The sequence below is a fragment of the Methylobacterium sp. A54F genome (assembly GCF_053346035.1).
This window is the reverse complement of record NZ_JBKFBF010000003.1, coordinates 225,013-250,533: the sequence shown is the minus strand read 5'-3', so window position 1 is coordinate 250,533 and position 25,521 is coordinate 225,013. Positions and strand designations below refer to the sequence as shown.

Below are 25,521 nucleotides of genomic sequence, written 5' to 3'. Positions count from 1 at the left end.
TAACTCGGGGCCTCGCGCAACGCGGAGCCGCCCATGCCCACCTACTCGCTCGCCGTCGCCGACGGCGTCCTGTTCGTCTGCCTTCCCGACGGGGCCGACCTCGCGGGCGCCATCCGGCAGGAGACCTGCACGGCCTACGGGGCCGGGATCGAGCTGGAGATCGCCCGCGGGCTCGTCCTCACCGACGCCCTCGCCCCGGGCGACGAGGTGGTCTGGCAGGACGGGCCCGGGGGCGAGCTCCTCGACGATCGCGGCACGCGCTACCGCTACGCCGTCCGCCGGGAGGCGGGGCGGGCCCGGACGGCCCACTAGGCGCGCTTGCGCAGGGGCCGGACCCGGCAGGTGGCCGCCTCCGAGAAGCCCGTCGCGGCGCAGAAGGCGGCGAGTTCCGGCGCGTCCGGCCCGGCGCAGATCCGCAGGTCGCCGCAGCCGGCCGAGCGGGCCGCCTGGGCGGCGGCCTTGAGGAGCAGGCGGCCGATGCCGCGCCGGCGCTCCTCGGGATCGACCAGCAGCGTCGTGATCTCGGCGGAGGGCAGGTCGGCCGCGAGGGTCGGGTGCCAGTGGAGCACCACGAGGCCGCTCGGCGGCCCCCAGGCGCCGGCGAGCAGCGCGGCCCCGGGGCCCTGGCGCAGGGCCTCGAGGCGCTCCGCGAGGCGCGGCGCCGGCAGCGCCCACCCGGCCCCGCGCAGGAGCTCGGCGAGCCCCGGCGCGTCGGCCGCGGTCGCCGTGCGGATCTCGATGCCGTAGCGCTGCCCCACGCTCCCTCCGATTTCGCCCCGAACCCGGCCCGCGGGCCGATCCGGACTCCAAACCCCTGCGCCCGCCCCGCGGCTCCGTCCGGGGAAGATCCTGACCCCCGAAGATCCTGACCCGAAGATCCTGACCCGAAGCCCACGGGGGCAGTCGGGCGAACCGGACGCTGGCCGGCGCCGTTCCCCCTCCCCGTCCCTGTGCCCCCTCGATCCGCCCGCCCCGCGGGCCCGAAAGCTCCCGACCTTGCCCCGCTGGCTCTTCCTCGTCCTCTGCGCGGCCCTGGCGCTGGCCATCCTGGGCAGCGTGCTCCTCGTCCTGCGGGGCACGGTGTAGAGCCTTCGCCCTGAGGCGCGGGGTTTGTCACCGGGTTCCGGCCTCCGGCCCTTGAAACCCGGGCCGCCCGCCGTCGCTTGTGCGGCAGGCGGGATCGGCAGGCCGGGCTGGCAGGCCGAGTCTTCACGCAAGGAGGGCGCGCGATGGCCGAGGCGATGCGGGAGCGGCCGGCGGCCGGGGGGGCGGGGCGGCTCGGCCGCGATCTCGTCGCCGGGCTCGGCCTCGCCTTCGTGGCGGGCTTCGTGGACGCGGCGGCCTTCGTGGCGCTCGCGGGGCTGTTCACCGCCCACGTCACCGGCAACTTCGTGCTGATCGGGGCCGAGCTCGTCTCCACCTCGAGCGGCGTCCTCGCCAAGCTCCTGGCGCTGCCGGCCTTCGTGCTGGCGGTGGCGGGCGCGCGCCTCCTCGCCCTGGCGTTGGAGGCGCGGGGCCGGCCGCCCCTGCGCTGGCTCCTCGCCCTGGAGGCCGGGCTGCTCGCGGCCTTCGCGGGCGCCGGGCTCGGCCTCGCGCCCCTCGGCAACCCGGACGGCCCCGCCGCGGTGTTCGTCGGGATGCTCGGCGTCGCGGCCATGGGGGTGCAGAACGCGCTGGGCCGCCTCGCCCTCGCCCACCTCGCCGCCACCACCGTGATGACCGTCAACGTCACCCAGGCGGTGATCGACGCGGTCGACGCCCTGCGGGGGGCCGCGGGGGACGGCCCCGGCAGCCCCGCCCGGGGCCGCCTCGCGCGGATGCTGCCCGCCGTCCTGGCCTTCGCGCTCGGCGCGCTCGCCGGCGCCTTCGGCTACGCGGGGGCCGGGTTCTGGTGCCTCGCCCTGCCGGTGGCGCTCCTCCTCGGGCTGATCGCCCTGAAGGAGCCGGCCTGAGGCCGACCCCGATGGAGCCGGCCTGACGCCGGCCCCGATCCTAACGGGATCCTCACGGGAGGCGCCTCCGCTCCGCCTCGCATCCTGACGGCGCTCCGGCGATTCTCCCGGGCCTTGGGCGCCCCTCCGGCGCCCGCCCCGCCGTGGGAGCAGAGCCCGTGTCCGTCCTCGCCAGCTTGCCCGACCTCCTGCCCGACCTGCTGTTCGTGGCGGGCGGGCTCGCCTTCTTCGCCGCCAGCGCCGCCTACGCGACCCTGTGCGAGCGCCTCTGAGGGACGCCCGATGCCCGGCATGACCCTCGACCTCGCCCTCGGCGCCCTCGTGACCCTCGGCCTCCTCGGCTACCTGACCTACGCCCTGGTCCGGCCCGAGCGGTTCTGAGCCCCGCGAGAACACCCGCACAACGATCCCAGCAAGGACCACCACCCATGAGCCTCAACGGCTGGATCCAGATCGCGCTGTTCTGCGCGGCGGTGCTGGCGCTCGTGCGCCCCCTCGGCGGCTACATGAGCCGCGTCTACGCGGGCGCCCCCACCCTGCTCTCGCCGGTGCTCGGCCCCGTGGAGCGGGGGCTCTACCGGGCCGCCGGCATCGACGCGGCCGAGGAGCAGTCCTGGCGCGCCTACGCGGGCGGGATGCTGCTGTTCCACGCCCTCGGCTTCCTCGCCCTCTACGGGCTCCTGCGCCTGCAGGCCTGGCTGCCCCTCAACCCGGACGGACAGGGCCCGGTGGCGCCGGACCTCGCCTTCAACACCGCCGCGAGCTTCGTCACCAACACCAACTGGCAGTCCTACGGCGGCGAGACGACGATGTCGTACCTCGCGCAGATGCTGGGGCTCACCCACCAGAACTTCCTCTCGGCGGCCACCGGCATCGCCCTCGCGCTGGCCCTGGTGCGGGGCTTCGCCCGGGCCACCGCCGCCACGGTCGGCTCGTTCTGGGTCGATCTCACCCGCACGGTCCTCTACGTGCTCCTGCCCCTGTGCCTCGTCTACGCGCTGTTCCTGGTGGCCGAGGGCGTGCCGCAGACGCTGCACGGCGCGGTCGCGGCGACGACGCTCGAGGGCGCCGGCCAGACCATCGCGGTGGGGCCCGTGGCGAGCCAGGTCGCCATCAAGATGCTCGGCACCAACGGCGGCGGCTTCTTCAACGCCAACGCCGCCCACCCGTTCGAGAACCCGAGCGCGCTGTCGAACTTCGTCCAGGTGGTCTCGATCTTCGCGATCGGCGCGGCGCTCACCAACGTGTTCGGCCGCATGGTCGGGTCCGAGCGGCAGGGCTTCGCGCTGCTCGCCGCCATGGGCGTCCTGTTCCTCGCCGGCCTCGCCGTGGTCTACGCGGCCGAGAGCGCCGGGAGCCCGGTCCTCGACGGGCTCGGCCTCGCCGGCGGCAACCTGGAGGGCAAGGAGGTGCGCTTCGGCCTCGTCGCCTCGGCGCTCTTCGCCACGGTGACGACGGCGGCCTCGTGCGGCGCCGTCAACGCCATGCACGACAGCTTCACGGCCCTCGGCGGCCTCGTCCCGCTGATCAACATGCAGCTCGGCGAGATCATCGTCGGCGGGGTCGGCGCCGGGCTCTACGGCATGCTGGTCTTCGTGGTGATCGCGATCTTCGTGGCGGGCCTGATGGTCGGGCGCACCCCCGAGTACCTCGGCAAGAAGATCGAGGCCGGCGAGGTCAAGATGGCGATGCTGGCGATCCTGTGCCTGCCGCTCGCCATGCTGGGCCTCGCGGCGCTGGCGAGCGTCGTGCCGGCGGGGCTCGCGGGGCCCGCCAATGCCGGCCCGCACGGCTTCTCGGAGATCCTCTACGCCTACACCTCGGCGGCGGCCAACAACGGCTCGGCCTTCGCGGGCCTCACGGCCAACACCACCTTCTACAACGCGACCCTCGGCCTCGGCATGCTCGCCGGGCGCTTCCTGGTGATCGTCCCGGCGCTCGCCATCGCGGGCTCCCTCGCCGCCAAGCGGCGGGTGCCGGCCTCGGCCGGGACCTTCCCGACCGATGGCGGCCTGTTCGTCGGCCTCCTCGTCGGCGTCATCCTGATCGTCGGCGGCCTCACCTTCTTCCCGGCGCTCGCCCTCGGGCCCGTGGTCGAGCACCTGGCCGGCGCCGCCGGCCAGACCTTCCCGGCGGGGGGCTGAGGCCGATGCGCCACGCCGTCGCCCCCCGCCGCCTCCCCCGCCGGCCGCCGCGGCCCCACGGGGCCGCCGGGCCGCCGGTGCGGACCCTCGACCTCGTCCTCGCGCTGCTCGCGGTCGCGCTCCTCGGGGGCCTCGCCCTCGCGGCGGCGGCCGCCCTCGCGGGCCGGATCCTCGCGCCCTGAGCGCCGCCCGAACCCCCGCCCCCCTTCCGGACACCCGAGCATGTCGCCCTTCGCATCCCATCCAGCGCCCCACGCCGCGCCCCGATCCTCCGCCTCGCGCGCTGCCCTCCTCGGGCCGGCCCTGCGCGGCGCCCTCGTCAAGCTCGACCCCCGCACCTTGGCCCGCAACCCCGTGATGTTCGTCGTCGCGGTGGTGGCGGCGCTCAGCACGCTCCTGTTCGGGCGCGACCTCCTGGTCGGCGCGGACGGCCTCGCCTTCTCGGGCCAGATCGTGCTCTGGCTGTGGTTCACCGTGCTGTTTGCCAACTTCGCCGAGGCGGTGGCGGAGGGGCGCGGCAAGGCCCAGGCGGACGCCCTGCGGCGCAGCCGCACCGACACCACGGCCAAGCGCCTCACGGGCGCGGGCGAGGCCTTCGAGACGGTGCCGGCCACGAGCCTGCGCGTCGGCGACGAGGTGCTCGTGGAGGCGGGCGACCTGATCCCCTCGGACGGCGAGGTGGTCCGGGGCGTCGCCTCCGTCAACGAGGCGGCGATCACCGGCGAGTCCGCCCCCGTGATCCGCGAATCCGGCGGCGACCGCTCGGCGGTGACGGGGGGCACGCAGGTGCTCTCCGACGCGATCCGGGTGCGCATCACCGCGGCCTCCGGCTCCACCTTCGTGGACCGGATGATCGCCCTCGTGGAAGGGGCGGCCCGGCGCAAGACCCCGAACGAGATCGCCCTCAACATCCTGCTCGCCGGCCTCACCCTGGTCTTCGTGCTGGCGGTGGCCACGATCCCGAGCTTCGCGTCCTACGCGGGCGGGGCGATCCCCCTGGTGGTGCTGGTCGCCCTGTTCGTGACGCTGATCCCGACGACGATCGGCGCCCTGCTCTCGGCGATCGGGATCGCCGGCATGGACCGGCTCGTGCGCTTCAACGTGCTCGCCCTCTCGGGCCGGGCCGTGGAGGCGGCCGGCGACGTCGACACGCTGCTCCTCGACAAGACCGGCACCATCACCCTCGGCAACCGGCAGGCGGTGGCCTTCCGGCCCGTGACGGGCGTGGCGCCGGAGGCGCTGGCGGATGCCGCCCAGCTCGCATCCCTCGCCGACGAGACCCCGGAGGGGCGCTCGATCGTGGTGCTCGCCAAGGAGGCCCACGGCCTGCGCGGCCGCGACCTCGCCGAGCTCGGCGCCCGCTTCGTGCCGTTCTCGGCCGAGACCCGGATGAGCGGCATCGACCTCGCGGCCGCGCGCATCCGCAAGGGGGCCGTCGAGGCGGTGCTGGCCTTCGCGGAGGCCGCGGACGCGGACGCGGACGCGGGAGCCGAGCCCGAGGCCGGGGCGGGGGACCTTGCGCTCCGCACCCGCCCGGGGAGCGCCCTCGACCCCGCCCGGGAGGCGATCGCCGCGGAGCTGCGGGCGATCGCGGACGGGATCGCCCGCGAGGGCGGCACGCCGCTGGCCGTGGCCGAGGACGGGCGCCTCCTCGGGGTGGTCCACCTCAAGGACGTGGTGAAGGGCGGGATCCGCGAGCGCTTCGCGGAGCTGCGCCGCATGGGCATCCGCACGGTGATGATCACCGGCGACAACCCCGTCACCGCCGCCGCCATCGCGGCCGAGGCCGGGGTCGACGACTTCCTCGCGCAGGCGACCCCCGAGGACAAGCTGGCGCTCATCCGCCGCGAGCAGGGGGAGGGCAAGCTCGTGGCGATGTGCGGGGACGGCACCAACGACGCCCCGGCGCTCGCCCAGGCCGATGTCGGCGTCGCCATGAACACCGGCACCGCGGCGGCGCGGGAGGCCGGCAACATGGTCGACCTCGATTCCGACCCGACGAAGCTCATCGAGATCGTCGGCATCGGCAAGCAGCTCCTGATGACCCGCGGGGCGCTCACCACCTTCTCGATCGCCAACGACGTGGCGAAGTACTTCGCGATCCTGCCGGCGATGTTCCTCGGGCTCTACCCGCAGCTCCAGGCGCTGAACGTCATGGGCCTCGCCTCGCCCCGGAGCGCCATCCTGTCGGCGATCATCTTCAACGCGCTGATCATCGTGGCGCTGATCCCGCTGGCGCTGCGCGGCGTCGCCTACCGGCCGGTCGGGGCCGGGGCGCTCCTGCGCCGCAACCTCCTCGTCTACGGCGTCGGCGGCCTCCTGGTGCCGTTCGCCGGCATCAAGGCGATCGATCTCGCCGTCACCGCCCTCCACCTCGTCTGAGCCACAGCCATGTCCCGTTCCATGTCCCGCTCTCTCCCCCTGCCCCGCCAGCTCCGGCCGGCCCTCGTCCTCTTCCTGGCGCTCACGGCGCTCACCGGCCTCGCCTACCCCCTCGCCGTGACGGGGCTCGCCGCCCTGCTCTTCCCCGCCTCCGCCGCCGGCAGCCTCGTGGTGCGCGACGGGCACGTCGTCGGATCGAGCCTGATCGGGCAGAGCTTCGCGGCCCCGGGCTACTTCCACGGCCGCCCCTCGGCCACCGTGGCGCCGGACCCGGCCGACCCGTCGAAGACCGTGCCGGCCCCCTACAACGCCGCGAATTCCGGCGGCTCGAACCTCGGGCCCACCAGCGCGGCGCTGGCCGAGCGGGTGCGGAGCGCGCGCGACGCCCTGCAGGCCGAGAACCCGGGGCGGCCGGTGCCCGTCGACCTCGTCACCGCGAGCGGCTCGGGCCTCGACCCCGACATCTCGCCCGAGGCCGCCCTGTTCCAGGTGCCCCGCGTCGCCCGCGCCCGGGGCCTGCCCGAGGCCCGCCTCGAGGCCCTGGTGGCCGGGCAGGTGCGCGGGCGCCTCCTCGGGCTCCTCGGCGAGCCGCGGGTGAACGTGCTCGCCCTCAACCTCGCCCTCGACGCGCTCGGCCCCGCGGCGCCCCGGTGACGAGACCCGGTGACAAGGCTTGGTGATCCGGCGCGCCCGCGCGCGCCGGATCCTGTAGGATCGCGCCCGCCATGAGCGAGCCGCCCCGCGACCCCGAGCGCCCCTCCCCCGACGCCCTGCTGCGGGCGGCGCGGTCGGGCGCGCGCGGCGCACGGGGGCGCCTCAAGATCTACCTCGGCGCGGCGCCCGGCGTCGGCAAGACCTACGAGATGCTCACCACCGCGCGGGCCCGCCGGGCCGCAGGCCTCGACGTGGTGGTGGCGCTGGCCGAGACCCACGGCCGGCGCGAGACCGAGGCGCTGCTCGCCGGCCTCGAGACCGTGCCGCGGCGGCGCACGGCGCACGGCGGCAGCGTGCTGGAGGAGATGGACCTCGACGCGGTGCTGGCCCGGCGCCCGGCCCTCGCCCTGGTGGACGAGCTCGCCCACACCAACGCGCCGGGCTCGCGCCACCCCAAGCGCCACCAGGACGTGGAGGAGCTCCTCGCCGCCGGCATCGACGTGGAGACCACCCTCAACATCCAGCACCTCGAGAGCCTGAACGACGTCGTCGCCCGCATCACCCGGGTGCGGGTGCGCGAGACGGTGCCGGACGCGGTCCTCGATCGTGCCGACGACATCGAGGTGGTGGACCTCAGCCCCGACGACCTGATCCAGCGCCTGCGGGACGGCAAGGTCTACCGCGCCCCCGACGCGGCCCGGGCCCTCAGCCACTACTTCTCCCGCGGCAACCTCACGGCGCTGCGCGAGCTCGCGCTGCGGCGCACCGCCGAGCAGGTGGACGACCAGCTCCTCAGCCACATGCGCGAGCACGCGATCCCCGGCCCCTGGGGGGCGGGCGAGCGGGTGCTCGTCTGCGTGAGCGAGGACCCGCGGGCCGCCGGCCTCGTGCGCTACGCCAAGCGCCTCGCCGACCGCCTGCACGCGCCCTGGATCGCCCTGACCGTCGAGGGGGCCCGCGCCGCGAGCCTGAGCGAGGCCGAGCGCGACCGGATCGCCGGGACGCTGCGCCTCGCCGACCGCCTCGGCGGCGAGGCGGTGACGATCCCGGGGGGCCGGCGCATCGCCGAGGACATCCTCGCCCACGCCCGCGCGGTGAACGCCAACCACGTGGTCGTCGGCAAGTCCGCCCGCGGCTGGCTGTTCCCCCTCCTGCACGGCTCGGTGGTGCACGACCTCGTGGCCCGCGCGGGCTCGATCAGCGTGCACGTCGTGGCCGGCGAGGCGGAGGCCGCGCCCGCCGCCCGGGCCGCGCGCGCCCTGCCGCGCGAGCTTGCCCGCGCGCGCGAGCCCGCCCGCGCCCTGCCCTACGCCGTCGCGCTCGCCGCGGTGGCGGGCGCCCTCGGCATCGGCCTCGCCCTGCAGCCGGTGCTCGGGGCGGAGAACGCCGACCTCGCCTTCCTGACCGCCGTGGTGGTGGTGGCGATCCGCCACGGGCTCGGGCCCGCCCTCGCCGCGGTGGCGGCGGCCTCGCTCGCCTACAACTTCTTCTTCCTGCCCCCGGTCTACACCTTCACGGTGGCCGACCCCGCCAACGTGGCGGCGCTGATCCTGTTCACGGTGGTGGCGGTGCTGGTCTCGAACCTCGGCGCCCGGGCCCGCGCCCAGGCGGTGCTGGCCCAGGCCCGGGCGCTTGGCACAGAGCGGCTCTACGGTTTCAGCCGCAAGCTCGCGGGCTGCGGCACCCTCGACGACGTGCTCTGGGCCACCGCCTACCAGGTCGCCGCCATGCTGCGGGTGCGGGTGGTGCTGCTGCTGCCCGAGCCGGGCGGCCCCGGGGACGCCCCCGCCCCGACCTCTTCGATCCCTGCGGGCGCGCCCCCGGCCCGCCCCCTCGCGGTGCGGGCCGGCTATCCGCCCGAGGACGCCCTCGACGCCGCGGACCTCGCGGCGGCCCAGTGGGCCTTCGACAACGACCGGCCGGCGGGGCGCGGGGCCGACACGCTGCCCGGCGCCCGCCGGCTGTTCCTGCCGCTGCGCACCGGCCGCGGCACCCTCGGCCTCGTCGGCCTCGACGCCGACCGCCCCGGCCCCCTGCTCTCGCCCGAGGAGCGGCGCCTCCTCGACGCGCTCTGCGACCAGGGGGCGCTGGCCATCGAGCGGGTGCGCCTCGTGGAGGACCTCGACCGGGCCGCGCGCGCCGCCGAGACCGATCGCCTGCGCCAGGCGCTGCTCACCTCGATCAGCCACGACCTGCGCACGCCGCTGGCCTCGGTGCTCGGCTCGGCCAGCACCCTGCGGGACCTCGACGGGGCGCTGGACGCCGCCGCCAAGGCCGACCTCCTCGGCACGATCATCGAGGAGGCCGAGCGCCTGAACCGCTTCATCGCCAACCTCCTCGACATGACCCGGCTGGAGGCCGGCGCGGTCGTCCCGAACCTCGCGACCCAGGACGTCGCCGAGATCGTCGACACGGCGCTGCGCCGGACCGAGCGGGCGCTGGCCGGGCACCGGGTGGTCCTCGACCTCGCCCCCGGCCTGCCGCCCCTGCGCCTCGACCCGGTCCTGTTCGAGCAGGCCCTCGTGAACCTCCTCGACAACGCCGCGAAGTACACGGCCCCCAGCACGACCGTCACGATCTCGGCGCGGCGGGAGGGCGCGCGGGTGCGCCTCCGGGTGCTCGACGGGGGCGAGGGCCTGCCGGAGGCGGAGCTGGAGCGGATCTTCGAGAAGTTCCACCGGGCCGCCAAGGGCGACCGGGTCCGGGCCGGCACGGGCCTCGGGCTCGCCATCGCGCGGGGCTTCGTGGAGGCGATGGGCGGCACGCTGACGGCCGGCAACCGTCCCGGGGGACCGGGGGCCGCCTTCACCCTGCTGCTGCCGGTGCCGCCGGGCGACGGGAGCCCGGCGCCGGAACCCCCGGCGGCCCCGCGCCGGGACCGGTCGCACGAGCCCCATATGAGCACCCCATGAGCACCCGCATCCTCGTGGTCGACGACGAGCCGCCGATCCGCCGCCTCCTGCGCACGGGCCTCACGAGCCAGGGCTACGAGGTCGTGGAGGCGGGCACCGGCGCGGCCGCGCTGGAGGCGCTGGCCCGGCCCGGCGCCGACCTCGTGATCCTCGACCTCGGCCTGCCGGACCTGCGCGGCCACGAGCTCCTCGCGCGCATCCGCGCCGCCCACCCGGACCTGCCCGTGGTGGTGCTGTCGAGCCGGGACGACGAGCCCGGCAAGGTCGAGGCCCTCGACCTCGGAGCGGACGACTACGTGACGAAGCCCTTCGGCATGGGCGAGCTGCTGGCGCGCCTGCGCAACGCCCTCCGGCACCGCCTCGCCACGCAGGGGGAGCGCCCGGTCTTCCAGCTCGACGGCCTGAGCGTCGACCTCGTGCGCCGCCACGTCCGGGTGGACGGCCGCGAGGTCCACCTCACCCCCCGCGAGTACGACTTCCTGCGCGTGCTCGTGCAGCATGCCGGCAAGGTGCTGACCCACGCCCAGCTGATGAGCCGGGTGCTGGCCTCCTCGGACCCGCAATACCTGCGGGTCTACATCCGCCAGCTCCGGCACAAGCTGGAGGCGGACCCGGAGCGCCCGCGCCTCCTCCTCACCGAGACCGGCGTCGGCTACCGCCTGCGCGCCCCGGACCCGCCGGAGCGCTGACGCGTACCAAATCCGCTTGATCCCTTCGGGCTCCGCTTCGATCGAGCGGAGCCCGTCTCAGCAGCCGACGCAGATGCCGGTGTCGAGGCCGCCCCGGGGACGGGCCGCGCGGATGCCGCTGCCCGCGCCGCGCAGGCCGGAGGCGCGCACGCCCCGGCCGGAGCGCAGGAGCACCGGGCCGCCGTAGATCTCGTCGGGCTGCCGGAACTGCACCGCCCGCTGGTTCTGATAGCGCAGGGTGTTGAGGTCCGAGGTGAAGTTCTGCTGCAGGGTGCGGATCTCGCCCTGCCGGGCCATCAGGTCGTTGTAGCTGTTGGGATTCGTCGCGGAGAGGCCCTGGGCCGCCGCGGGCGCGGATGCCGTGGCGAGGAGGGCGGCGAAGACGGTGGCGAGAGCGATGGGGTGGACGCGCATGGGGTCGGACCCTGAGCAGGTGGCACCGGCCCTCGGCCGGCCTTCCCCGGGTCGACGCGGGGAGCCTCGGCCAAGTTCCGGCGGACGGTCGGGGCCAGAATGCCGCGCCGGGGCCCCCTTGGCCAGGGTCGGCGCGCCTCAGGCCGTCCGCGGCGCCAGGCTCATCCCCGGCGCGCACCCGCCCGCGAGACGGACGAGCGGGGCGGAGGCGCGGATCGCCACGAGGCCGATCGCGCCCCCGGCGATCATGTCCGTCAGGAAGTGGGCGCCCTGCACCGGCACGGCGAGGAAGCAGGCCGCCTGCACGGCCAGGATCGGCCAGCGGGCCGGGGTCGGCCAAGCCGCCCAGGCGTAGAGCAGGATCGTCGTGGTGTGGAAGCTCGGGAAGGAGATCGCCCCGCTCGGGATCTCCTCCGCGTAGAGATCGACGAGGCCGGCCCGGAGCGCGTCGTAGGCGGGCTTGAAGTCGGAGAACGCCACCGGCAGGTCGGGGTGGAGCGCCGGCGACATCCCGTGCTGGACGTAGGCTCCGTAGGCCGGGACCAGGATGGCGGCGAGGTAGACGAGGGCCAGCGCGAGGGCCGTCGCGGCGATGAGGCGCGCGAGCCGCTCGAAGCACCCGTGGCGGGCCAGCACGACGACGAGGATCAGGGCCATCTGCGGCCAGATCAGGTAGGCGACCCGGCAGGCGGTGCCGATGGCAGGGTGGGCCGCGTGCCACGCGAAGTAGGCGGGCCAATCGAAGCCGAGGAGCGCGTCGAGGCGGGCGAGCGCGGCATCGGCCGGCGCGAAGCCGCGGCCCAGATAGGCCGGCGCGAGGTGGCCGACCGCGTTCAGGGCGCCGAGGAGCAGGACGTGGGCGAGGGCGAGCGCCGCCACCGCGCTGCGATCCCAGCGCCCGGCGGCGAGCAGGACGCCCGCTGCCCCCAGGGCGAGGCAGAGAGCGAGCGGGCCGGCCGCGTGGGCCGGCAGGCGGATGCCCTGCGGCATCAGGGCGAGCAGGGAGAGGTTCATCGCGATGCCGGCGAGGCCGACCCTGCAGGTGCAGACGAAGAAGCGGCGCGTCGAGAGGACGTCCATGCTCATGGAAGGATGCCGGCGGCTGGGGATCGGTCCCGGACTACCTTCCTCGATCAGCCTTACCGGATACTTAAAAAATCCGCCTCCTCAAGCATAGACAAACATAGATTGAACAATATCAGAATTAAATCCAGGATTGTAATCCCGATCCGCCCTCAGGCCATCCCGTCGATGGCCACTCGCAGGTGCTTCGGGCCGCGCAGGGCCGCGCCCGGCCGGTAGGGCGGCGGGTCGGCGACGAGGCGTGGGTTCCTGAGGCGCCGCGCGAGCGCCGTGAGCGCCGCCTCCGCCTCGAAGCGGGCGAGCGGGGCGCCGACGCAGTAGTGCAGGCTGCCACCGAAGCCGAGGTGGCGGTTGTCCCGCCGGTCGGGGTCGAAGCGCTCGGGATGGGCGAACACCGCCTCGTCCCGGTTGCCGGAGGCGAGCATCAGCACCACGCAGGCGCCCTCGGGGATCGTGACGCCGCAGACCGGCACGTCGGCGAGCGCCCGGCGGGTCCGGAACTGCACCGGCGGCTCGTAGCGCAGCAGCTCCTCCACCACCCGCGGGCCCCGCCCCGGCTCCGCGGCGAGGCGCGCCAGCTCCTGCGGGTGGCGCAGCAGCGTCAGGGTGCCGTTGGTGATGAGGTTCACGGTGGTCTCGTGGCCCGCCACCAGCATCAGGATCGCGGTGGCGATCAGGTCGTAGTCGCCCATCCGGCCGCCCTCCGGGGCGTCGTGGTTGGCGAGCCCCGAGAGCATGTCGTCGGCCGGGTGCCGGCGCTTCTCCCGGATCAGGTCGGCCATGTAGGCCGAGATCTCGTCGAAGGTCCGGCTGTTCTTCGCGCGGAGCTCGTCGTCCTGCAGGCTGTCGGGCTCGAGCGCCGTGGCGAGCTGCGTCGCCCAGCCGTGGAACTTCGGCTCGTCCTCGGTCGGCACGCCGAACAGCTCGCAGATCACCGTGACGGGCAGCGGGTAGGCGAGGTCGTCGACGATGTCGATCTCGCGGGCGTCGCAGAGCTTGTCGAGGAGGTCGGCCACCAGCCGGTCGGAGCGGGCGCGCATGCCCTGCACCCGCTCGCGGGTGAACTGGTGCATCACGGCGGCCCGCAGGGCGTCGTGGTCCGGCGGGTCGCGGAAGATGAAGGGCCGGTGCGCGTCGGTGATGCGGTCGCGGATCGGCTTGACGATCCAGTCCGTGAACGGGTTGCCGGTGCGCGGCCGGTCGGCGGGCGGCAGGGTCTCGGAGCTGATGCGCGGGTCGGCGAGGAGCTGCGAGACCGCCGCGTGGGTCGCCGCGACCCAGGTGCCGCAGTCGGTGCCGTCCTCCTGGCGGGAGACCGGGCAGGCGCGCAGGCGCGCGAACAGCGGATAGGGATCGGGCCGGTTCGCCTCGTCCTTGATCTGGCGCAGGAGGGTGGGGTCGGCGGTCTGTTCGGCGGTCTGTTCGGCCATGGCGGTCCTGGATCAATCGAGGCCCGGCGGCAGCACGGCGAGGTCGTGCGGCTGGTCGGTGGCGCCGCGGACCGGCGGGAAAGGCGCGCGGGCGGTGATCGTCCGGGCGTAGGTGGGGAGCCAGCGGCCCGCATCCACCGAGACCGCCGCGATGGTGCGATTCCCCTGCCCGTAGAGGGCGAGGAAGCGGCCGCGCTTCGGGTCGCCCTGGGCGATCACGAGGCCGTCGGCCCCCTCGGTGAGGCCGGCGGACTTGATGGTGATGCCCCCTTGCGTCGACCAGAAGGTCGGCAGCGCGGCGTAGGGCTCGCCCGGCCGGGCGCCGGCGAGCAGGCGGCCGGTGTGCTCGCCCTGCGCCACCGCGTGGCTCCAGTGCTCCAGGGCGACCCGGCGGCCGTCGTAGACCGGGTGGGGGAAGCGGGCGACGTCGCCGGCCGCGAGGATGCGCGGGTCCGGCCGGCCGTCCGCGTCGAGGACGAAGCCGTGCCCGTCGCAGTCGAGGCCCTTGGGGTCGAAGCTGAGGCCGGAGCCCGCGAGCCAGTCGGTGTTGCGCACGGCGCCCAGCGCCGCCACCACGCAGTCGGTCTCCAGGCTGTCGCCGCCGGCAAGGTGGGCGCGGACCACGCGGCCCTGCCCGTCATCCTCCAGCCACTCCACCTCGGCGCCGCAGCGCAGGTCCACGCCGCGGGCCTCGTGGAGCGCCCCCACCACGGCGCCGAGATGGCGCCCGAGCACCCGCGCGAGGGGGGCGGGCCCGGGCTCCACCAGGGTCACGGGCAGGTCGAGGCTGCGGGCGGCCGCCGCCACCTCGCAGCCGATGAAGCCGCCGCCGATCACCACGACCCGCCGCGGCCGCGCCGCCAGCGCCCGCGCGAGGCGCGCCGCGTCGTCCCGGCCCCGCACGGTGTGGACGCCCGCGAGCCGCCCCTCGTGGGGGTTCGGCCAGGGCCGCGCCCGGGTGCCGGTGGCGATGAGCAGCCGGTCGTAGGGCAGGTCCGTCCCGTCCGCGAGGCGCACGCGGCCGGCCCGCCGGTCCAGGGCCTCGGCGGCATTGCCGAGGTGCCAGTCCGCGTCGAGCGGCACGAGGTTCGGCAGGGTGGTGGCCTCGGCCGCGACCTCTCCCGTCAGCACGTGCTTGGAGAGCGGCGGCCGGTCGTAGGGCGGGTGGGGCTCCGCGCCGACCATGGCGAGGCGGCCGGCGAAGCCGGCGCGGCGCAGCGCCTCGGCCGCGCGCAGGCCGGCGAGCGCCGCTCCGACGATGACGACGCGCTCAACGGGTGCCCCGGGGGATGCCATGCCGCGTCAGACCTCGCGGGACGCGGAGTCGGCGGGATCCACCCCGGGATCTTCCACCCGGATCGCCTGGACCGGGCAGGATATGCGGGCGCGCTCGATGTCGTCGCGCTCCGTGCGGGGGGGCGCCGGGTGGTAGAACAGGGCCTCGTGCCCCTCGATGCGGAAGTGCCGGGGCGCCGCGTAGCAGCACTGGGCGTAGCCCTGGCAGCGGTTGAGGTCGACCACCACGCGCAGGGACGATGCGGCGGCGGTGGCGTCGGGGGCGGGCTCGGGCATGGAGGCGGAAAGCCGCTCGGGGCCCGCGGGTTCCCGGGGGCCCCTGCGGCCATCACGCCCCGAGGCCCAGCCGCCCCCAGCCCGGCAGCTTCAGGGCCGGGCGGCGCAGGTCGACGCCCGCCACCGCGCCGAGGAGGTTGACCTCGACGCCCTCCACCCAGCCGAGGGTGAGGCCCACGTAGCCGCGCAGGCTGATCCGCAGGCCGGTGCCGCTCGGCGTCACCTCCACGAGGCGGCCGGGCGGGGTCCAGTCCTTGCCGAGCGCGGTCGGCGGCAGGGTGGCGCCGCTGTCGGGGATGCGGGCGAGGACGTGGGCCGCGAAGGTGTTCGAGTTCGGCCCCGGCCAGACCTGGTAGGAGCCCAGCGCCCGGTAGGGGTAGTCCGCCACCGCCGCGCGCACCTGCGGGATCGCCCGCTCCGCGGCCGGGCCGTCGAGGGCCAGCACCGTCTCGGGGTCGTTGCCGAACCAGCGCCCGTCCGGCGCGTAGGCGTCGGTGCGCACGGGGCTGCCCCAGCCGACCACGTCGTAGCGGGTGTAGCGGGGGGCGCCCGCCGCCTTCACGACGATCCAGCTGTGATGGGCAAAGATGCCCCGCCAGCGCCCGACCCGTGCGGCGTAGACCCGCACCATGGCGGCCGGCACGGTTCCGGCCGGCGGCAGGAGCCCGGTGCTCGACCAGTCGGCCGCCGACCAGCTCTCGGCGCGGCCGCCGCGCGACGTCCACCACAGGGCGTGGGTGGCGAGCGGCAGCAGGAAGACCACGAGGAACAGGAGGAGGAGGCCGATCGTCAGGCGGATCAGCGCGAAGGCAGCGGCGGTCACCCCGCAGATGTCAGGCGCCGCCCCGCTTCCCGCAAGCGGTCCGCGGCGTCGCAGGGGCGGGCGCCGCGCCACGTCGGCGGGCCGGTTACGATACCGCACGATTTCCCGCGGGGAACCGCGGCGGTTCATGGACGAGAGCGTAAGATTTCGTTAAGTTTTCGGCTCCCGGGACCGGCATTCGCGCGGCATGCGCGCCAATCGATCCGGCCCGCCCGAGACGTCAGCCGGGAGACCACCATGTCCATCGGAGCGCGTTGCGGCCTCGGCGCCGCCCTGATCGCGGGCCTCCTCGCCGGCGCCCTGGCCGGCCTGCCGGCCCGGGCCGAGGAGAAGGGCGGCTGGACCGACCCGCCGGCCCGCGCGGCGCCCGCCGCCAGGACGGAGCCCGGCAAGGCTGAGTCCTCCAAGGCTGAGTCCTCGAAGGCGGAGGCTGCCAAGGAGACTGCCAAGGCCGAGGCTACCAAGGCCGAGGCGGCGAAGCCCGAGGCGCCGAAGGCCGACACGGCCGCCGCCAGGCCCGTCAAGCCCGTCCGGACCGAGGCCGCGCGGGCGCCCGCCCGCCGCGCCGCCGCCCGGCCCGTCCGCACCCGCGCCGCCGCGGTGGAGACCCCGCGCCGCAGCCGCGTCGCGGCGCCCGAGCCCCGCCCCCTCGCCCGCCGCACGGAGCGCACGCCGCGCTACGCCACCGCCGAGCCGCGCTATGCCGAGCCGCGTTACGCCGAGCCGCGCTTCGCGGGCCCGGCCTACGGCTACACCGCCGGCGACGACCGCCTCGCTCGCCTGCGCGCCGCCGAGGCGCAGGGCTACATCGTGGTCCGCCAGCGCTCCGTGGTGTTCCCGGACGGGCGGGCGCTGCGCACCTACCGGCCCTACGAGGGCGACGAGGACGGCTTCTGATACCGTCGGCGCTTGATCAAAGCGGAGACGGTATCAGCCAGCCCGCGCGGCGCTTGAGCGAAGCCCAAATCCGCCATCCCAAAGGGATCAACCGGATTTGGTAGGAGTCGGCGCGCTCACGCCTCGGGCAGGTTGTCCGGCTGGGCGTAGCGGAGGCTGATGTCCGGGCGCTCGGCCGAGGCGGCGCCGGCCTTGATGATCGCGGTGCGCAGGATCGCGCTGCCGGCGATGACGGCGAGCGCCGCGACGGTGCCGGCCCGCGGGCTCAAGGGCCGCCCGGAGAGGCGCGCGGCGGCGATGAGGCCGAGGGGCAGCGCCGCGCCGAGGCCCGTGGCCAGGACCTTCTCGGCAAAGCCGGCGCGGCCGGTGAGCGCCGCCGCGACCCCCTTGCGCCGGTAGATCACGGCGGAGGCCGCGTCGCCCGCGAGGTCGAGGGCCAGCGCCGCCGCGGCCAGGGTCTCGAGGCGCCGCCGCAGGCCCCCGTCCCGCTCGCCGAGCCACAGCGCCATGGCGCCGGAGGCCACCGAGGAAGCCCCGAAGCGCACCGCCAGCGCCCGCGGGGCCGCGGCCCAGAGGGGCGTCGAGGTCGCGGCGAGCAGCGCCGCCGTGTAGGTCGAGAGCCCCGCCCCGGCGAGCGCCGCGGGCAAGCCCGCCGCGCGGGCGGTCGCGCGCGCGGGCCCGGGCGCCACCCCGCGGTCGGCGGCGAACTGGGCCGTGGCGGAGAGCGTGGCGGCGCCGATGAAGCCCGTGAGGATCCAGGTGCCGATCGACATGGGCGACGTCGCCTTGGCGACCCGGAACATGTTGTAGAACCGCTCCGGCGTGTGCAGGTCGTAGACGAGGAGCGCCGAGCCGAGGGTGGGCGCCAGCATCGCGAGGTAGCGCCCGCGCCGCGCCAGCCCCTCGGCCTCGGAGCCCCGGGTCGCGTCCGCCACCGCGGCGATGAGCGCGCTCGCGCCCGACAGGCCCGCCAGGAAGACGTAGCCGCCGACCACGTTCGCCTCGAAGGGCGCGGGCTTCAGCTGCGGCCGGCCGTAATAGGTCGGGCCGTCCCAGTTGGCGCCGGTGCCGAGGGGGCGCTCCGTGACCGTGCCGGTGGCGCCGGGGGGCCGGGCCGGCGGATCCTCGGGGCCGCGGTGGAGGACCGGGTAGGGCGCGGTCACGATCGCCCCCCGCGGTCGGCGAACAGGAGGGTGGCGGCCAGCGTCAGCCCCGCCACCGCGGCGAGCCCCGAGAACAGGGCGGGGGCCACCCGCTGCGAGGGCCGCGTCGGGGCGGCGGGCAGGTTGTAGACCTCCGGCCGCTCGGTGAGCAGGAAGAAGGCGTTGAGGTAGGCCATGCCGTCCGTGGCGCCCGGCGCGCCGGGCGTGCCGTAGAGGTAGGCGGAGGGCACGCCCCGGGCGTGCAGGTCCTCGACCCGGCGCTCCGCCCGCGCCTGCAGGTCGGACACCTCGCCGAACTGGATGGAGTCGGTGGGGCAGGACTTGGCGCAGGCGGGCTCCAGACCGCCCTTCAGGCGGTCGTAGCAGAGGGTGCACTTGTGGGCCTTGCCGTCGAGCCGGCTCACCTCCACCACCCCGAACGGGCAGGCCGGCACGCAATAGCCGCAGCCGTTGCAGACGTCCTGCTGGACGACCACCGTGTCGAACTCGGTCTTGAACAGGGCGCCCGTGGGGCAGGCCTCCATGCAGGGCGCGTGGTGGCAGTGCTTGCACACGTCGCTCATCATCAGCCAGCCGCTCTGGAAGGGCTGCTGCGTCTCGGCGCGCACGCCCGCCGGCCCGGCCGTCTCGATGAAGCTGACGTGCCGCCAGGTGTTGGCCGAGAGCGCGCCGGTGTTGTCGAAGCTCTGGCCGGTCAGGCCGAGGTTGTCGGCCGGCAGGTTGTTCCACTCCTTGCAGGCGACCTCGCAGGCCTTGCAGCCGATGCAGACGGTGGTGTCCGTGAAGAAGCCGTAGGACTTCCCCGGCTCGATCCGCACGCCCGCCGTCAGCTCGGCTTCGTGCGGGATCACCCGGTCGAGGCTCGCGGCGTGGTGCTCGACGGCCCGCGGGTGCATGTGGAAGACGTTGTCGGAGGCGGCGGCCATGCGCGTCAGATCCGCTCGATGCGCTGCGCGCGATAGCCGATGATGTTGCGGGCGGTCGCGTAGGTCACGCGCACCCGTGCCTGTTCGCGCTGGAGCCGCTCGAGGTCGTCGGGCTCGGCGAGTCCGTGGGGACCGAGCACGAAGAGGTGGGAGGCCCCCGCCGCGTCGGTGAGCTGGAAGCGGCTCTCCTGGGCGATCGTGACGATCCCGCAAAGCGTGGACCCGCGAAGGGTGGGCATTCGGATCCCGTCTCCCACCCGCCGCAGGTCCCCGGAACGCGGGCTCGCGTCGCGGGGTCGGCAGGCCTCGCAGGCCAACCGGTCCTGATTGGAAACGTTCCGGAGTGGGCCGCCGTTTCGGGCGCCGCGGGCGCGCGGCGGGCCCCGCGCCGCCGGCTACGGTCGGAGGCGGACCCGATCGATGATGTCGCTGCGCGAGGCGTGCGCGGCGAAGTAGTTCGGCGCGCCCTGGAAGTCCTCGTCCATCGGGTCGTAGGGCTTGAACGCCACGCCGCGCGGCATGATCGGACCCACCCGGAAGCCGTGGGCGGTCAACGTCCGCCAGAAGTCGTTGAGGAGGAACTTCGAGTAGATGTTGGCCAAGCCGTACTCGAACTGGATCGACAGGATCCGGCCGCCGGCGAGCATGTCGGCGAAGCCTTCGAGCACGAGATGCTCGGCACCCTCGACGTCGATCTTCAGGAAGTCGATGCGCTCGATCGCGTTCGCGCGGCAGTAATCGTCACCGGTCTCGACCCGCGCCGGGACGGTCTTCCAGTCCGCCGCGTGGATCCGGGTGCTCTCGGCGATGAGCGAGGAGGTGCCGTCGTGGTCGGGATTGTACTGGATGTCGAGGCTCTGCCTGGCGTTCGAGAGACCGAACGCGTTCAGCCTCACGCCGTCGGTCCGGCCGAAATTGTCCTCGAGCTTCCGGAACGTCGCCGGCACGATCTCGAAGGCGTGGATCTGCGCGTCGGGGAAGTGGCGCAGGCAGGCCCCGACATAGTCGCCGCGGTTGGCGCCCACGTCGAAGACGGTTCGGATCCCGCACGTCTCCAGGTTCCGCAGGAGATTGAACTCTCCATTGGTCGACATATCGTAATTCAGGTTCTTGTAGCAGCGAACATAGATGTTGGCGGCACTGTATAGGGGTTTCGACAGAACACCGCCGTGGTTGGCAACGATCCGACCCAGTCTCCACGCCGCCTGTCCCAACATAGGAATGTATCCTAACTGATTTGATGGCCGATCAGTATATTATTCGCAGCATCGCGGGCAAGCACGAATTGCAGAAGTCTCTATTGGCCTGCGGAATTGGGATTGTCTGCTGATAAAGCATGTTGCAATGCGGAATTTCCGGGCGCCGCCCCCGCCCCGCCCCCTGCGACGGCGCGCGGGTTCGTTCGGCCGCCCGTCGCTGCGCCGCGACCCGGGGTGGATCCGGTCCCCGGCGCGGCCGGAACCCCGCCTCCACCCCCGGGTTGCCGCTGGCAGGCAGGATCCGGCGCGCGACGCGAGGGTCCGGAGCGGAGGTGCGGCCATGGCCGGGAACGGGCGTCGGAGCGGAACCGTGGGTCAGGGGACCACGAGCAAGGGCACGGTCGGCAAGGGCACGGTCGGCAAGGGCACGGTCGGCAAGGGGCTCGGCGCCCGGGTGTCCGGCTTCCTGCGGGACTGGTCGATCCCCCGCCAGCTCGCGGGCCAGGACGTGCAGGCGGAGGCCGCGCGCTCCTCCGCCTCGGAGCGGCTGCGGCCGCGGCTGGAGGAGGCCGACCGGATCGGCTCCAGCATCTGCCCGTTCTGCGCGGTGGGCTGCGGCCAGCTGATCTACTCCAAGAACGGCCGGCCGATCCACGTGGAGGGCGACCCGCGCTCGCCCGTCAACGCCGGCACCCTCTGCCCGAAGGGCGCGGGCACGCTCGGCATGCTGCTCTCGCCCGAGCGCGTCACCTCCGTGCTCTACCGGGCGCCGCGCTCCGGTGCGTGGGAGGTGCGGCCCCTCGACTGGGCGATGGAGCGCATCGCCCAGCGCACCAAGGCCGCCCGCGACGAGACCTTCGTGACGAAGCTGCCGGACGGACGCATCGTCAACCACACCCTCGGGATCGGGTCGCTCGGGGGGGCGACCATGGACAACGAGGAGAACTACCTCATCAAGAAGCTGTTCGGCGGCGGCCTCGGGATGCTCAACATCGAGAACCAGGCGCGCATCTGACACTCGTCCTCGGTGCCGAGTCTCGGCACCTCCTTCGGGCGCGGCGCTGCCACCATGGCGCTGTGGGACCTCGCGAATTCCGACTGCATCATCGCGATGGGCTCCAACATCGCGGAGAACCATCCGATCGCCTTCCGCTTCGTCACGGAGGCGCAGCGCCGCGGCGCGACCGTCATCCACGTGGACCCGCGCTTCACCCGCACGAGCGCGATGGCCGACATCTACGCGCCGATCCGCTCAGGCTCCGACATCGCGTTCCTGGGGGGCATGATCCGCCACATCCTGGAGAACGACCTCTGGTTCCGGGACTTCGCCCTCGAATACACGAACCTCGCGCACATCATCGAGGACGGCTACGAGGACCCGGAGCAGAACGACGGCCTGTTCTCCGGCTTCGACCCGGAGACCGGCGCCTACAGCGAGGACACCTGGCAGTACAAGGGCAAGACCGTGCCCTCCTCGATCGCCGAGCACCGGGCGCAGACGCAGGAGCAGGCCCAGGGCGGCTACGAGAGCATGACGGAGGGGCCGCCCCCGCAGGACCGCACCCTGCAGCACCCGAACTGCGTCTACCAGATCCTGCGCCGCCACTACGCGCGCTACACGCCCGAGATGGTCGAGCGGGTGACGGGCTGCCCGCAGGCGACCTTCCTCAAGGTGGTGGAGGCGCTCGCCCGCAACTCGGGGCGGGAGCGCACCGGCGCCTTCACCTACGCGGTGGGCTGGACGCACCATTCGACCGGCGTGCAGATCATCCGCGCCTGCACCATCGTCCAGGCGCTGCTCGGCAATGTCGGGCGGCCGGGCGGGGGCATCATGGCGCTGCGCGGCCACGTCAGCATCCAGGGCTCGACGGACATCCCGACGCTCTACAACATGCTGCCGACCTACCTGCCCCAGCCGAACGTCTTCCACGACCACGCCACCCTCGCGCGCTACCTGAAGACCGAGACGCCGACCACGGGCTGGTGGGCGAACATGCCCAAATACGCGGTCTCCCTCCTCAAGGCCTGGTACGGCGAGGCCGCCACCCGGGCCAACGACTGGGGCTACCAGTTCGTCCCGAAGCTCACCGGCGACTGCTCGCAGGAGCCGATGACCATGGCGATGGCGGACGGGGTGGTGCGCGGCCAGTTCATGCTCGGCCAGAACCCCCTCGTCGGCGCCGTCAATGCGGACTTCGTGGAGCGGGGCCTCGGGCGCCTCGAATGGCTCGTGGTGCGCGACTTCGCCCTGACCGAGACGGCGAACTTCTGGCGGACGGGGCGCCTGATCGAGCGGGGCGAGCGGGCGCCCGAGGACATCGAGACCGAGGTGTTCTTCCTGCCGGCCGCCATGCCGGGCGAGAAGGAGGGCTCGGTGACGAACACGAGCCGCCTCGTGCAGTGGCACGACAAGGTCTGCGAGGCGCCCGGCGACAGCCGCTCGGACCTGTGGTTCATCTACCACCTCGGGCGCCGCCTCAAGGCGCTCTACGCCGGCAGCCGCGAGACCCGCGACGGCGCCATCCAGGCGCTCACCTGGGACTACCCCACCGAAGGGGACAAGGCCGAGCCGGACGCCGAGGCGGTGCTCGCCGAGATCAACGGCTACACGGTCGCGGACGGCGCGCCCGTGGAGAGCTACAAGGCCCTCAAGGACGACGGCTCCACGGCCTGCGGCGGCTGGATGTACTCGGGCATCAGGCCGCGGGCGGGCCACAACCTCGCCCGGTCGCGCAAGGCCGACGGGCCGGGGGGCCCGGGCTCGCACGCGGGCTGGGCCTTCGCCTGGCCCTCGAACCGGCGCACCCTCTACAACCGCGCCTCCGCCGACCCCGAGGGCCGGCCCTGGTCGGAGCGCAAGCGCCTCGTCTGGTGGGACGAGGCCGAGGCCACCTGGACCGGGCTCGACGTGCCGGACTTCGTGGAGACGAAGCGACCCGACGAGCGCCCCGACTGGTCGAAGCGCCCGCACGGGATGGACGCGCTGGGCGGCAACGACCCGTTCATCATGGAGGCGGACGGCAAGAGCCAGCTCTTCGTGCCGACGGGCCTCAAGGACGGGCCGCTGCCGACCCACTACGAGCCGATCGAGAGCCCGGTGCGGAACCCCCTCTACGGGCGGCAGATTAGCCCGGGCGCCAGGCTGTGGGGGCGGCCCGGCAACGAGCTCCACCCGCCCGCCGACCCGCGCTTCCCCTACGCCTTCACGACCTTCCGGCTCACCGAGCTGCATTGCGGCGGCGTGCCGACCCGGGTGATGCCCCACACCGCCGAGCTGCAGCCCGAGGCCTTCGTGGAGATCTCGCCCGAGCTCGCGGGGGAGCTCGGCATCCGCCACCTCGACTGGACGGTGCTGTCGTCCCTGCGCGGCGAGATCGAGGTGAAGGCGATGGTGACCGAGCGGGTGCGGCCCTTCCGGATCGACGGGCGGGTCGTGCACCAGATCGGCATGCCCTGGGTGTTCGGGCGCGAGGGCTACGCCCGGGGCGCCGTCGCCAACGTGCTCCTGGCGATCACGGGGGACGCCAACACTAGCATCCACACCACCAAGGCGCTCACCGTGAACCTGCGCGCCGGGCGGCTCACGCGGGTCAAGCGGGAGGCGCGCCATGCCCGCTGAGGCGTCCGGGGCGGGCCGCGGGGGCGGAACCCCCGGCCGGCGGGCGCTCGCGGCCCTCGACCGGGCGCTGGCCGGGCGCCCGGGCAAGGACGACGACGCCTTCAGCGAGGCCACCCTCTGCCTCGGTGCCTTCCGGGACGCCCTGATCCGCCGCCGCCGCGGCGATGCGCAGCAGGGGGGAGACGCGCTGGAGCACCTCAACGCGGTGCTCAGCGTGGTGCTCGCCGGGCACTTCCCCCTCGGCGCCGTGCCCTGGGGGGAGATCGAGGCGGCGCGGGCCTGGCTCGCCGCGCTGACGGAGACCCTGGAGCCGGCGTGAGCCCTCAGCGCCGGTTCTCAGCGCCGGTTCTCGGTGGCGAGCCGCACCGCGAGGCCCGCCAGCACGGTGGCCATCAGCCAGCGCTGCACGCGCACCCAGGCCGGGCGGCCGGCGAGGAAGCCCGCGACGCTGCCGGCCGTGACCGCGATGAGGGCGTTCACGGCGACACTGATCGCGATCTGCACGCTGCCGAGCACGAGGGACTGGGCGAGCACGTCGCCCTGCGCGGGGTCGATGAACTGCGGCAGCAGGGAGAGGTACATCACCGCGATCTTGGGGTTCAGGAGGTTCGTCAGGAACCCCATCAGGAACAGCCGCCCCGGCCCGTCCGGCGGCAGCGCCTGCGGCGCGAAGGGCGAGCGGCCCCCCGGCCGCACCGCGCACCAGGCGAGCCAGAGCAGGTAGAGCGCGCCCGCGATCCGCAGGGCGTCGTAGGCGAACGGCACCGCGACGAGGAGCGCCGTGATGCCGAAGGCCGCGCACAGCATGTAGACCACGAAGCCGAGGGCCACCCCGGCGAGCGAGATCAGCCCGGCGGTCCGCCCCTGCGCGACCGCGCGCGAGACGAGGTAGAGCATGTTCGGCCCCGGCGTCAGCACGAGGCCGAGGGCGATCAGGCTGAAGGCGACGAGGTTCGCGGGCTCGGGCATGGGGCTCCTCCGGGGAGCACCATCCGCCGCGCGCCCCCGGAAATCCAGCCCGGCGGGGCGCGTGAGCGAGGGCGGCCTCCGTCGTCCCGGAGGGATCACCCGGATTTGATGTCAGATCTCCGCCTTGGCGTCGGCGAGGAGCTGGGCGAGGCCCGCATCCACCTCCGCGGCGAGCATCCGCCGCTCGGCCTCGGTGAGATCGCCCGCCCAGCCGCGGGCCGAGAAGCCCTCGCGGCAGCGGGCCCGCTCGGATTCGAGGTAGGCCTCCGTCTCGGCGGGCCGGGTGCGCAGGGCGTGCACGAGGCCGAACCAGGCCGCCCGCTCCACCACCGCGAGGCGGGCGCGCAGGCGGATGTCCACCGCCCGCTCGGGGCTGACCGCGTCGTCGCTCATGACGATCCCCTCACCGGCGAGCCCCTCAGCGCCGCTGCTCGCAGCGGGTCTTCACGTAGGAGCCCTCCCCGCCCCCGTGGCCCGCGTTGGCGGCGAGCACCGGGCCCTGGATCAGGCATTCCTGCAGGGTGTGGGCGGGCCCCGTGATGACGTCGAGGGCGGTCTCGCGGCTGCAATCGGGCGCCTGCACGGAGCTCGCGCAGACGAGGGCGATGACGAGGATCTGGTTCATGAGACGGGCCTCCCTGACCCTGCGCGGGCGGCGGGCGCCCGCCCGAAGGCCGATCGCGGATAAGCTCC

26 protein-coding genes are annotated in these 25,521 nt (G+C 74.5%); 12 read left to right on the top strand and 14 right to left on the bottom strand.

Going from position 1 to position 25,521, the window contains the following annotated elements:
- Positions 1-33: 33 nt before the first annotated feature.
- Positions 34-312 (top strand): hypothetical protein, encoded by a 279-nt coding sequence (locus tag ACLBXP_RS07445; protein ID WP_447666953.1) that lies wholly within the window; start codon positions 34-36, stop codon positions 310-312.
- Here ACLBXP_RS07445 and ACLBXP_RS07440 read toward each other — a convergent pair.
- On the bottom strand, positions 309-758 hold the full coding sequence (locus tag ACLBXP_RS07440; RefSeq protein WP_447666952.1) for a GNAT family N-acetyltransferase: 450 nt from the start codon (positions 756-758) through the stop codon (positions 309-311). The genes ACLBXP_RS07445 and ACLBXP_RS07440 overlap by 4 nt on opposite strands.
- A gap of 483 nt (positions 759-1,241) precedes the next feature.
- Here ACLBXP_RS07440 and ACLBXP_RS07435 point away from each other — a divergent pair, with 483 nt between their 5' ends.
- From ACLBXP_RS07435 to ACLBXP_RS07400, 8 genes are all read left to right on the top strand, one after another.
- Positions 1,242-1,952: a YoaK family protein gene (locus ACLBXP_RS07435; protein ID WP_447667116.1), complete on the top strand. Its 711-nt coding sequence runs from the start codon at positions 1,242-1,244 to the stop codon at positions 1,950-1,952.
- Between the two features lie 282 nt (positions 1,953-2,234).
- The gene (locus ACLBXP_RS07430) at positions 2,235-2,333 is read left to right on the top strand and encodes a K(+)-transporting ATPase subunit F (RefSeq protein ID WP_447666951.1); all 99 of its coding nucleotides are present in this window, start codon (positions 2,235-2,237) and stop codon (positions 2,331-2,333) included.
- 47 nt (positions 2,334-2,380) lie between these two features.
- Positions 2,381-4,096 (top strand): potassium-transporting ATPase subunit KdpA, encoded by a 1,716-nt coding sequence (gene kdpA, locus ACLBXP_RS07425; protein ID WP_447666950.1) that lies wholly within the window; start codon positions 2,381-2,383, stop codon positions 4,094-4,096.
- A 5-nt stretch (positions 4,097-4,101) separates the two neighbouring features.
- Positions 4,102-4,278, top strand: coding sequence for a hypothetical protein (locus tag ACLBXP_RS07420; RefSeq protein WP_447666949.1), 177 nt, complete (start codon positions 4,102-4,104; stop codon positions 4,276-4,278).
- Positions 4,279-4,318: 40 nt separating this feature from the next.
- Positions 4,319-6,478, top strand: a complete 2,160-nt coding sequence (kdpB, locus tag ACLBXP_RS07415) for a potassium-transporting ATPase subunit KdpB (RefSeq protein ID WP_447666948.1) — start codon at positions 4,319-4,321, stop codon at positions 6,476-6,478.
- Between the two features lie 21 nt (positions 6,479-6,499).
- Positions 6,500-7,132, top strand: coding sequence for a K(+)-transporting ATPase subunit C (locus tag ACLBXP_RS07410; protein ID WP_447666947.1), 633 nt, complete (start codon positions 6,500-6,502; stop codon positions 7,130-7,132).
- A 71-nt stretch (positions 7,133-7,203) separates the two neighbouring features.
- Positions 7,204-10,044: a DUF4118 domain-containing protein gene (locus ACLBXP_RS07405; protein WP_447666946.1), complete on the top strand. Its 2,841-nt coding sequence runs from the start codon at positions 7,204-7,206 to the stop codon at positions 10,042-10,044.
- Positions 10,041-10,733, top strand: a complete 693-nt coding sequence (locus ACLBXP_RS07400; RefSeq protein WP_447666945.1) for a response regulator — start codon at positions 10,041-10,043, stop codon at positions 10,731-10,733. Before ACLBXP_RS07405 ends, ACLBXP_RS07400 begins: the two co-directional genes overlap by 4 nt.
- Positions 10,734-10,790: 57 nt before the next feature.
- Here ACLBXP_RS07400 and ACLBXP_RS07395 read toward each other — a convergent pair whose 3' ends face one another.
- From ACLBXP_RS07395 to ACLBXP_RS07370, 6 genes are all read right to left on the bottom strand, one after another.
- Positions 10,791-11,147, bottom strand: coding sequence for a hypothetical protein (locus ACLBXP_RS07395; RefSeq protein ID WP_447666944.1), 357 nt, complete (start codon positions 11,145-11,147; stop codon positions 10,791-10,793).
- 138 nt (positions 11,148-11,285) lie between these two features.
- Positions 11,286-12,233: a phosphatase PAP2 family protein gene (locus ACLBXP_RS07390; protein ID WP_447666943.1), complete on the bottom strand. Its 948-nt coding sequence runs from the start codon at positions 12,231-12,233 to the stop codon at positions 11,286-11,288.
- Between the two features lie 149 nt (positions 12,234-12,382).
- Positions 12,383-13,660 carry a cytochrome P450 gene (locus tag ACLBXP_RS07385; protein ID WP_447666942.1) on the bottom strand — a complete coding sequence of 426 codons (1,278 nt, stop codon included), beginning with the start codon at positions 13,658-13,660 and terminating at the stop codon, positions 12,383-12,385.
- Positions 13,661-13,672: 12 nt separating this feature from the next.
- Positions 13,673-14,956, bottom strand: a complete 1,284-nt coding sequence (locus tag ACLBXP_RS07380) for an NAD(P)/FAD-dependent oxidoreductase (RefSeq protein ID WP_447666941.1) — start codon at positions 14,954-14,956, stop codon at positions 13,673-13,675.
- Between the two features lie 6 nt (positions 14,957-14,962).
- Entirely contained in the window at positions 14,963-15,232 is a 270-nt protein-coding gene (locus ACLBXP_RS07375) for a ferredoxin (RefSeq protein WP_447666940.1), read from the bottom strand.
- Between the two features lie 52 nt (positions 15,233-15,284).
- The gene (locus ACLBXP_RS07370; protein WP_447667115.1) at positions 15,285-16,064 is read right to left on the bottom strand and encodes a DUF3750 domain-containing protein; all 780 of its coding nucleotides are present in this window, start codon (positions 16,062-16,064) and stop codon (positions 15,285-15,287) included.
- 228 nt (positions 16,065-16,292) lie between these two features.
- Between ACLBXP_RS07370 and ACLBXP_RS07365 the strand changes: the two genes are divergently transcribed.
- Positions 16,293-16,952, top strand: a complete 660-nt coding sequence (locus ACLBXP_RS07365; RefSeq protein ID WP_447666939.1) for a hypothetical protein — start codon at positions 16,293-16,295, stop codon at positions 16,950-16,952.
- Positions 16,953-17,068: 116 nt separating this feature from the next.
- On the opposite strand, the gene nrfD is transcribed toward ACLBXP_RS07365, so the two are convergent.
- The 4 genes from nrfD to ACLBXP_RS07345 form a co-directional block, all read right to left on the bottom strand.
- Entirely contained in the window at positions 17,069-18,115 is a 1,047-nt protein-coding gene (gene nrfD / locus ACLBXP_RS07360) for an NrfD/PsrC family molybdoenzyme membrane anchor subunit (protein ID WP_447666938.1), read from the bottom strand.
- The gene (locus tag ACLBXP_RS07355; protein WP_447666937.1) at positions 18,112-19,041 is read right to left on the bottom strand and encodes a 4Fe-4S dicluster domain-containing protein; all 930 of its coding nucleotides are present in this window, start codon (positions 19,039-19,041) and stop codon (positions 18,112-18,114) included. The genes nrfD and ACLBXP_RS07355 overlap by 4 nt, the downstream gene beginning before the upstream one ends.
- A gap of 5 nt (positions 19,042-19,046) precedes the next feature.
- Positions 19,047-19,280, bottom strand: a complete 234-nt coding sequence (locus tag ACLBXP_RS07350; protein WP_447666936.1) for a hypothetical protein — start codon at positions 19,278-19,280, stop codon at positions 19,047-19,049.
- 156 nt (positions 19,281-19,436) lie between these two features.
- Positions 19,437-20,135, bottom strand: coding sequence for an FkbM family methyltransferase (locus ACLBXP_RS07345; protein WP_447666935.1), 699 nt, complete (start codon positions 20,133-20,135; stop codon positions 19,437-19,439).
- A gap of 445 nt (positions 20,136-20,580) precedes the next feature.
- Between ACLBXP_RS07345 and fdh the strand changes: the two genes are divergently transcribed.
- Both fdh and ACLBXP_RS07335 read left to right on the top strand, forming a co-directional pair.
- Positions 20,581-23,859 (top strand): formate dehydrogenase, encoded by a 3,279-nt coding sequence (gene fdh / locus ACLBXP_RS07340; protein WP_447666934.1) that lies wholly within the window; start codon positions 20,581-20,583, stop codon positions 23,857-23,859.
- Positions 23,849-24,178: a hypothetical protein gene (locus ACLBXP_RS07335; protein WP_447666933.1), complete on the top strand. Its 330-nt coding sequence runs from the start codon at positions 23,849-23,851 to the stop codon at positions 24,176-24,178. Before fdh ends, ACLBXP_RS07335 begins: the two co-directional genes overlap by 11 nt.
- 17 nt (positions 24,179-24,195) lie before the next feature.
- On the opposite strand, the gene ACLBXP_RS07330 is transcribed toward ACLBXP_RS07335, so the two are convergent.
- The 3 genes from ACLBXP_RS07330 to ACLBXP_RS07320 all read right to left on the bottom strand — a co-directional run bounded on the left by ACLBXP_RS07330 (position 24,196) and on the right by ACLBXP_RS07320 (position 25,453).
- On the bottom strand, positions 24,196-24,828 hold the full coding sequence (locus ACLBXP_RS07330) for a LysE family translocator (protein ID WP_447666932.1): 633 nt from the start codon (positions 24,826-24,828) through the stop codon (positions 24,196-24,198).
- Between the two features lie 111 nt (positions 24,829-24,939).
- On the bottom strand, positions 24,940-25,221 hold the full coding sequence (locus tag ACLBXP_RS07325) for a hypothetical protein (RefSeq protein ID WP_447666931.1): 282 nt from the start codon (positions 25,219-25,221) through the stop codon (positions 24,940-24,942).
- A gap of 25 nt (positions 25,222-25,246) precedes the next feature.
- Positions 25,247-25,453 carry a hypothetical protein gene (locus ACLBXP_RS07320; protein WP_447666930.1) on the bottom strand — a complete coding sequence of 69 codons (207 nt, stop codon included), beginning with the start codon at positions 25,451-25,453 and terminating at the stop codon, positions 25,247-25,249.
- Positions 25,454-25,521 lie beyond the last annotated feature (68 nt).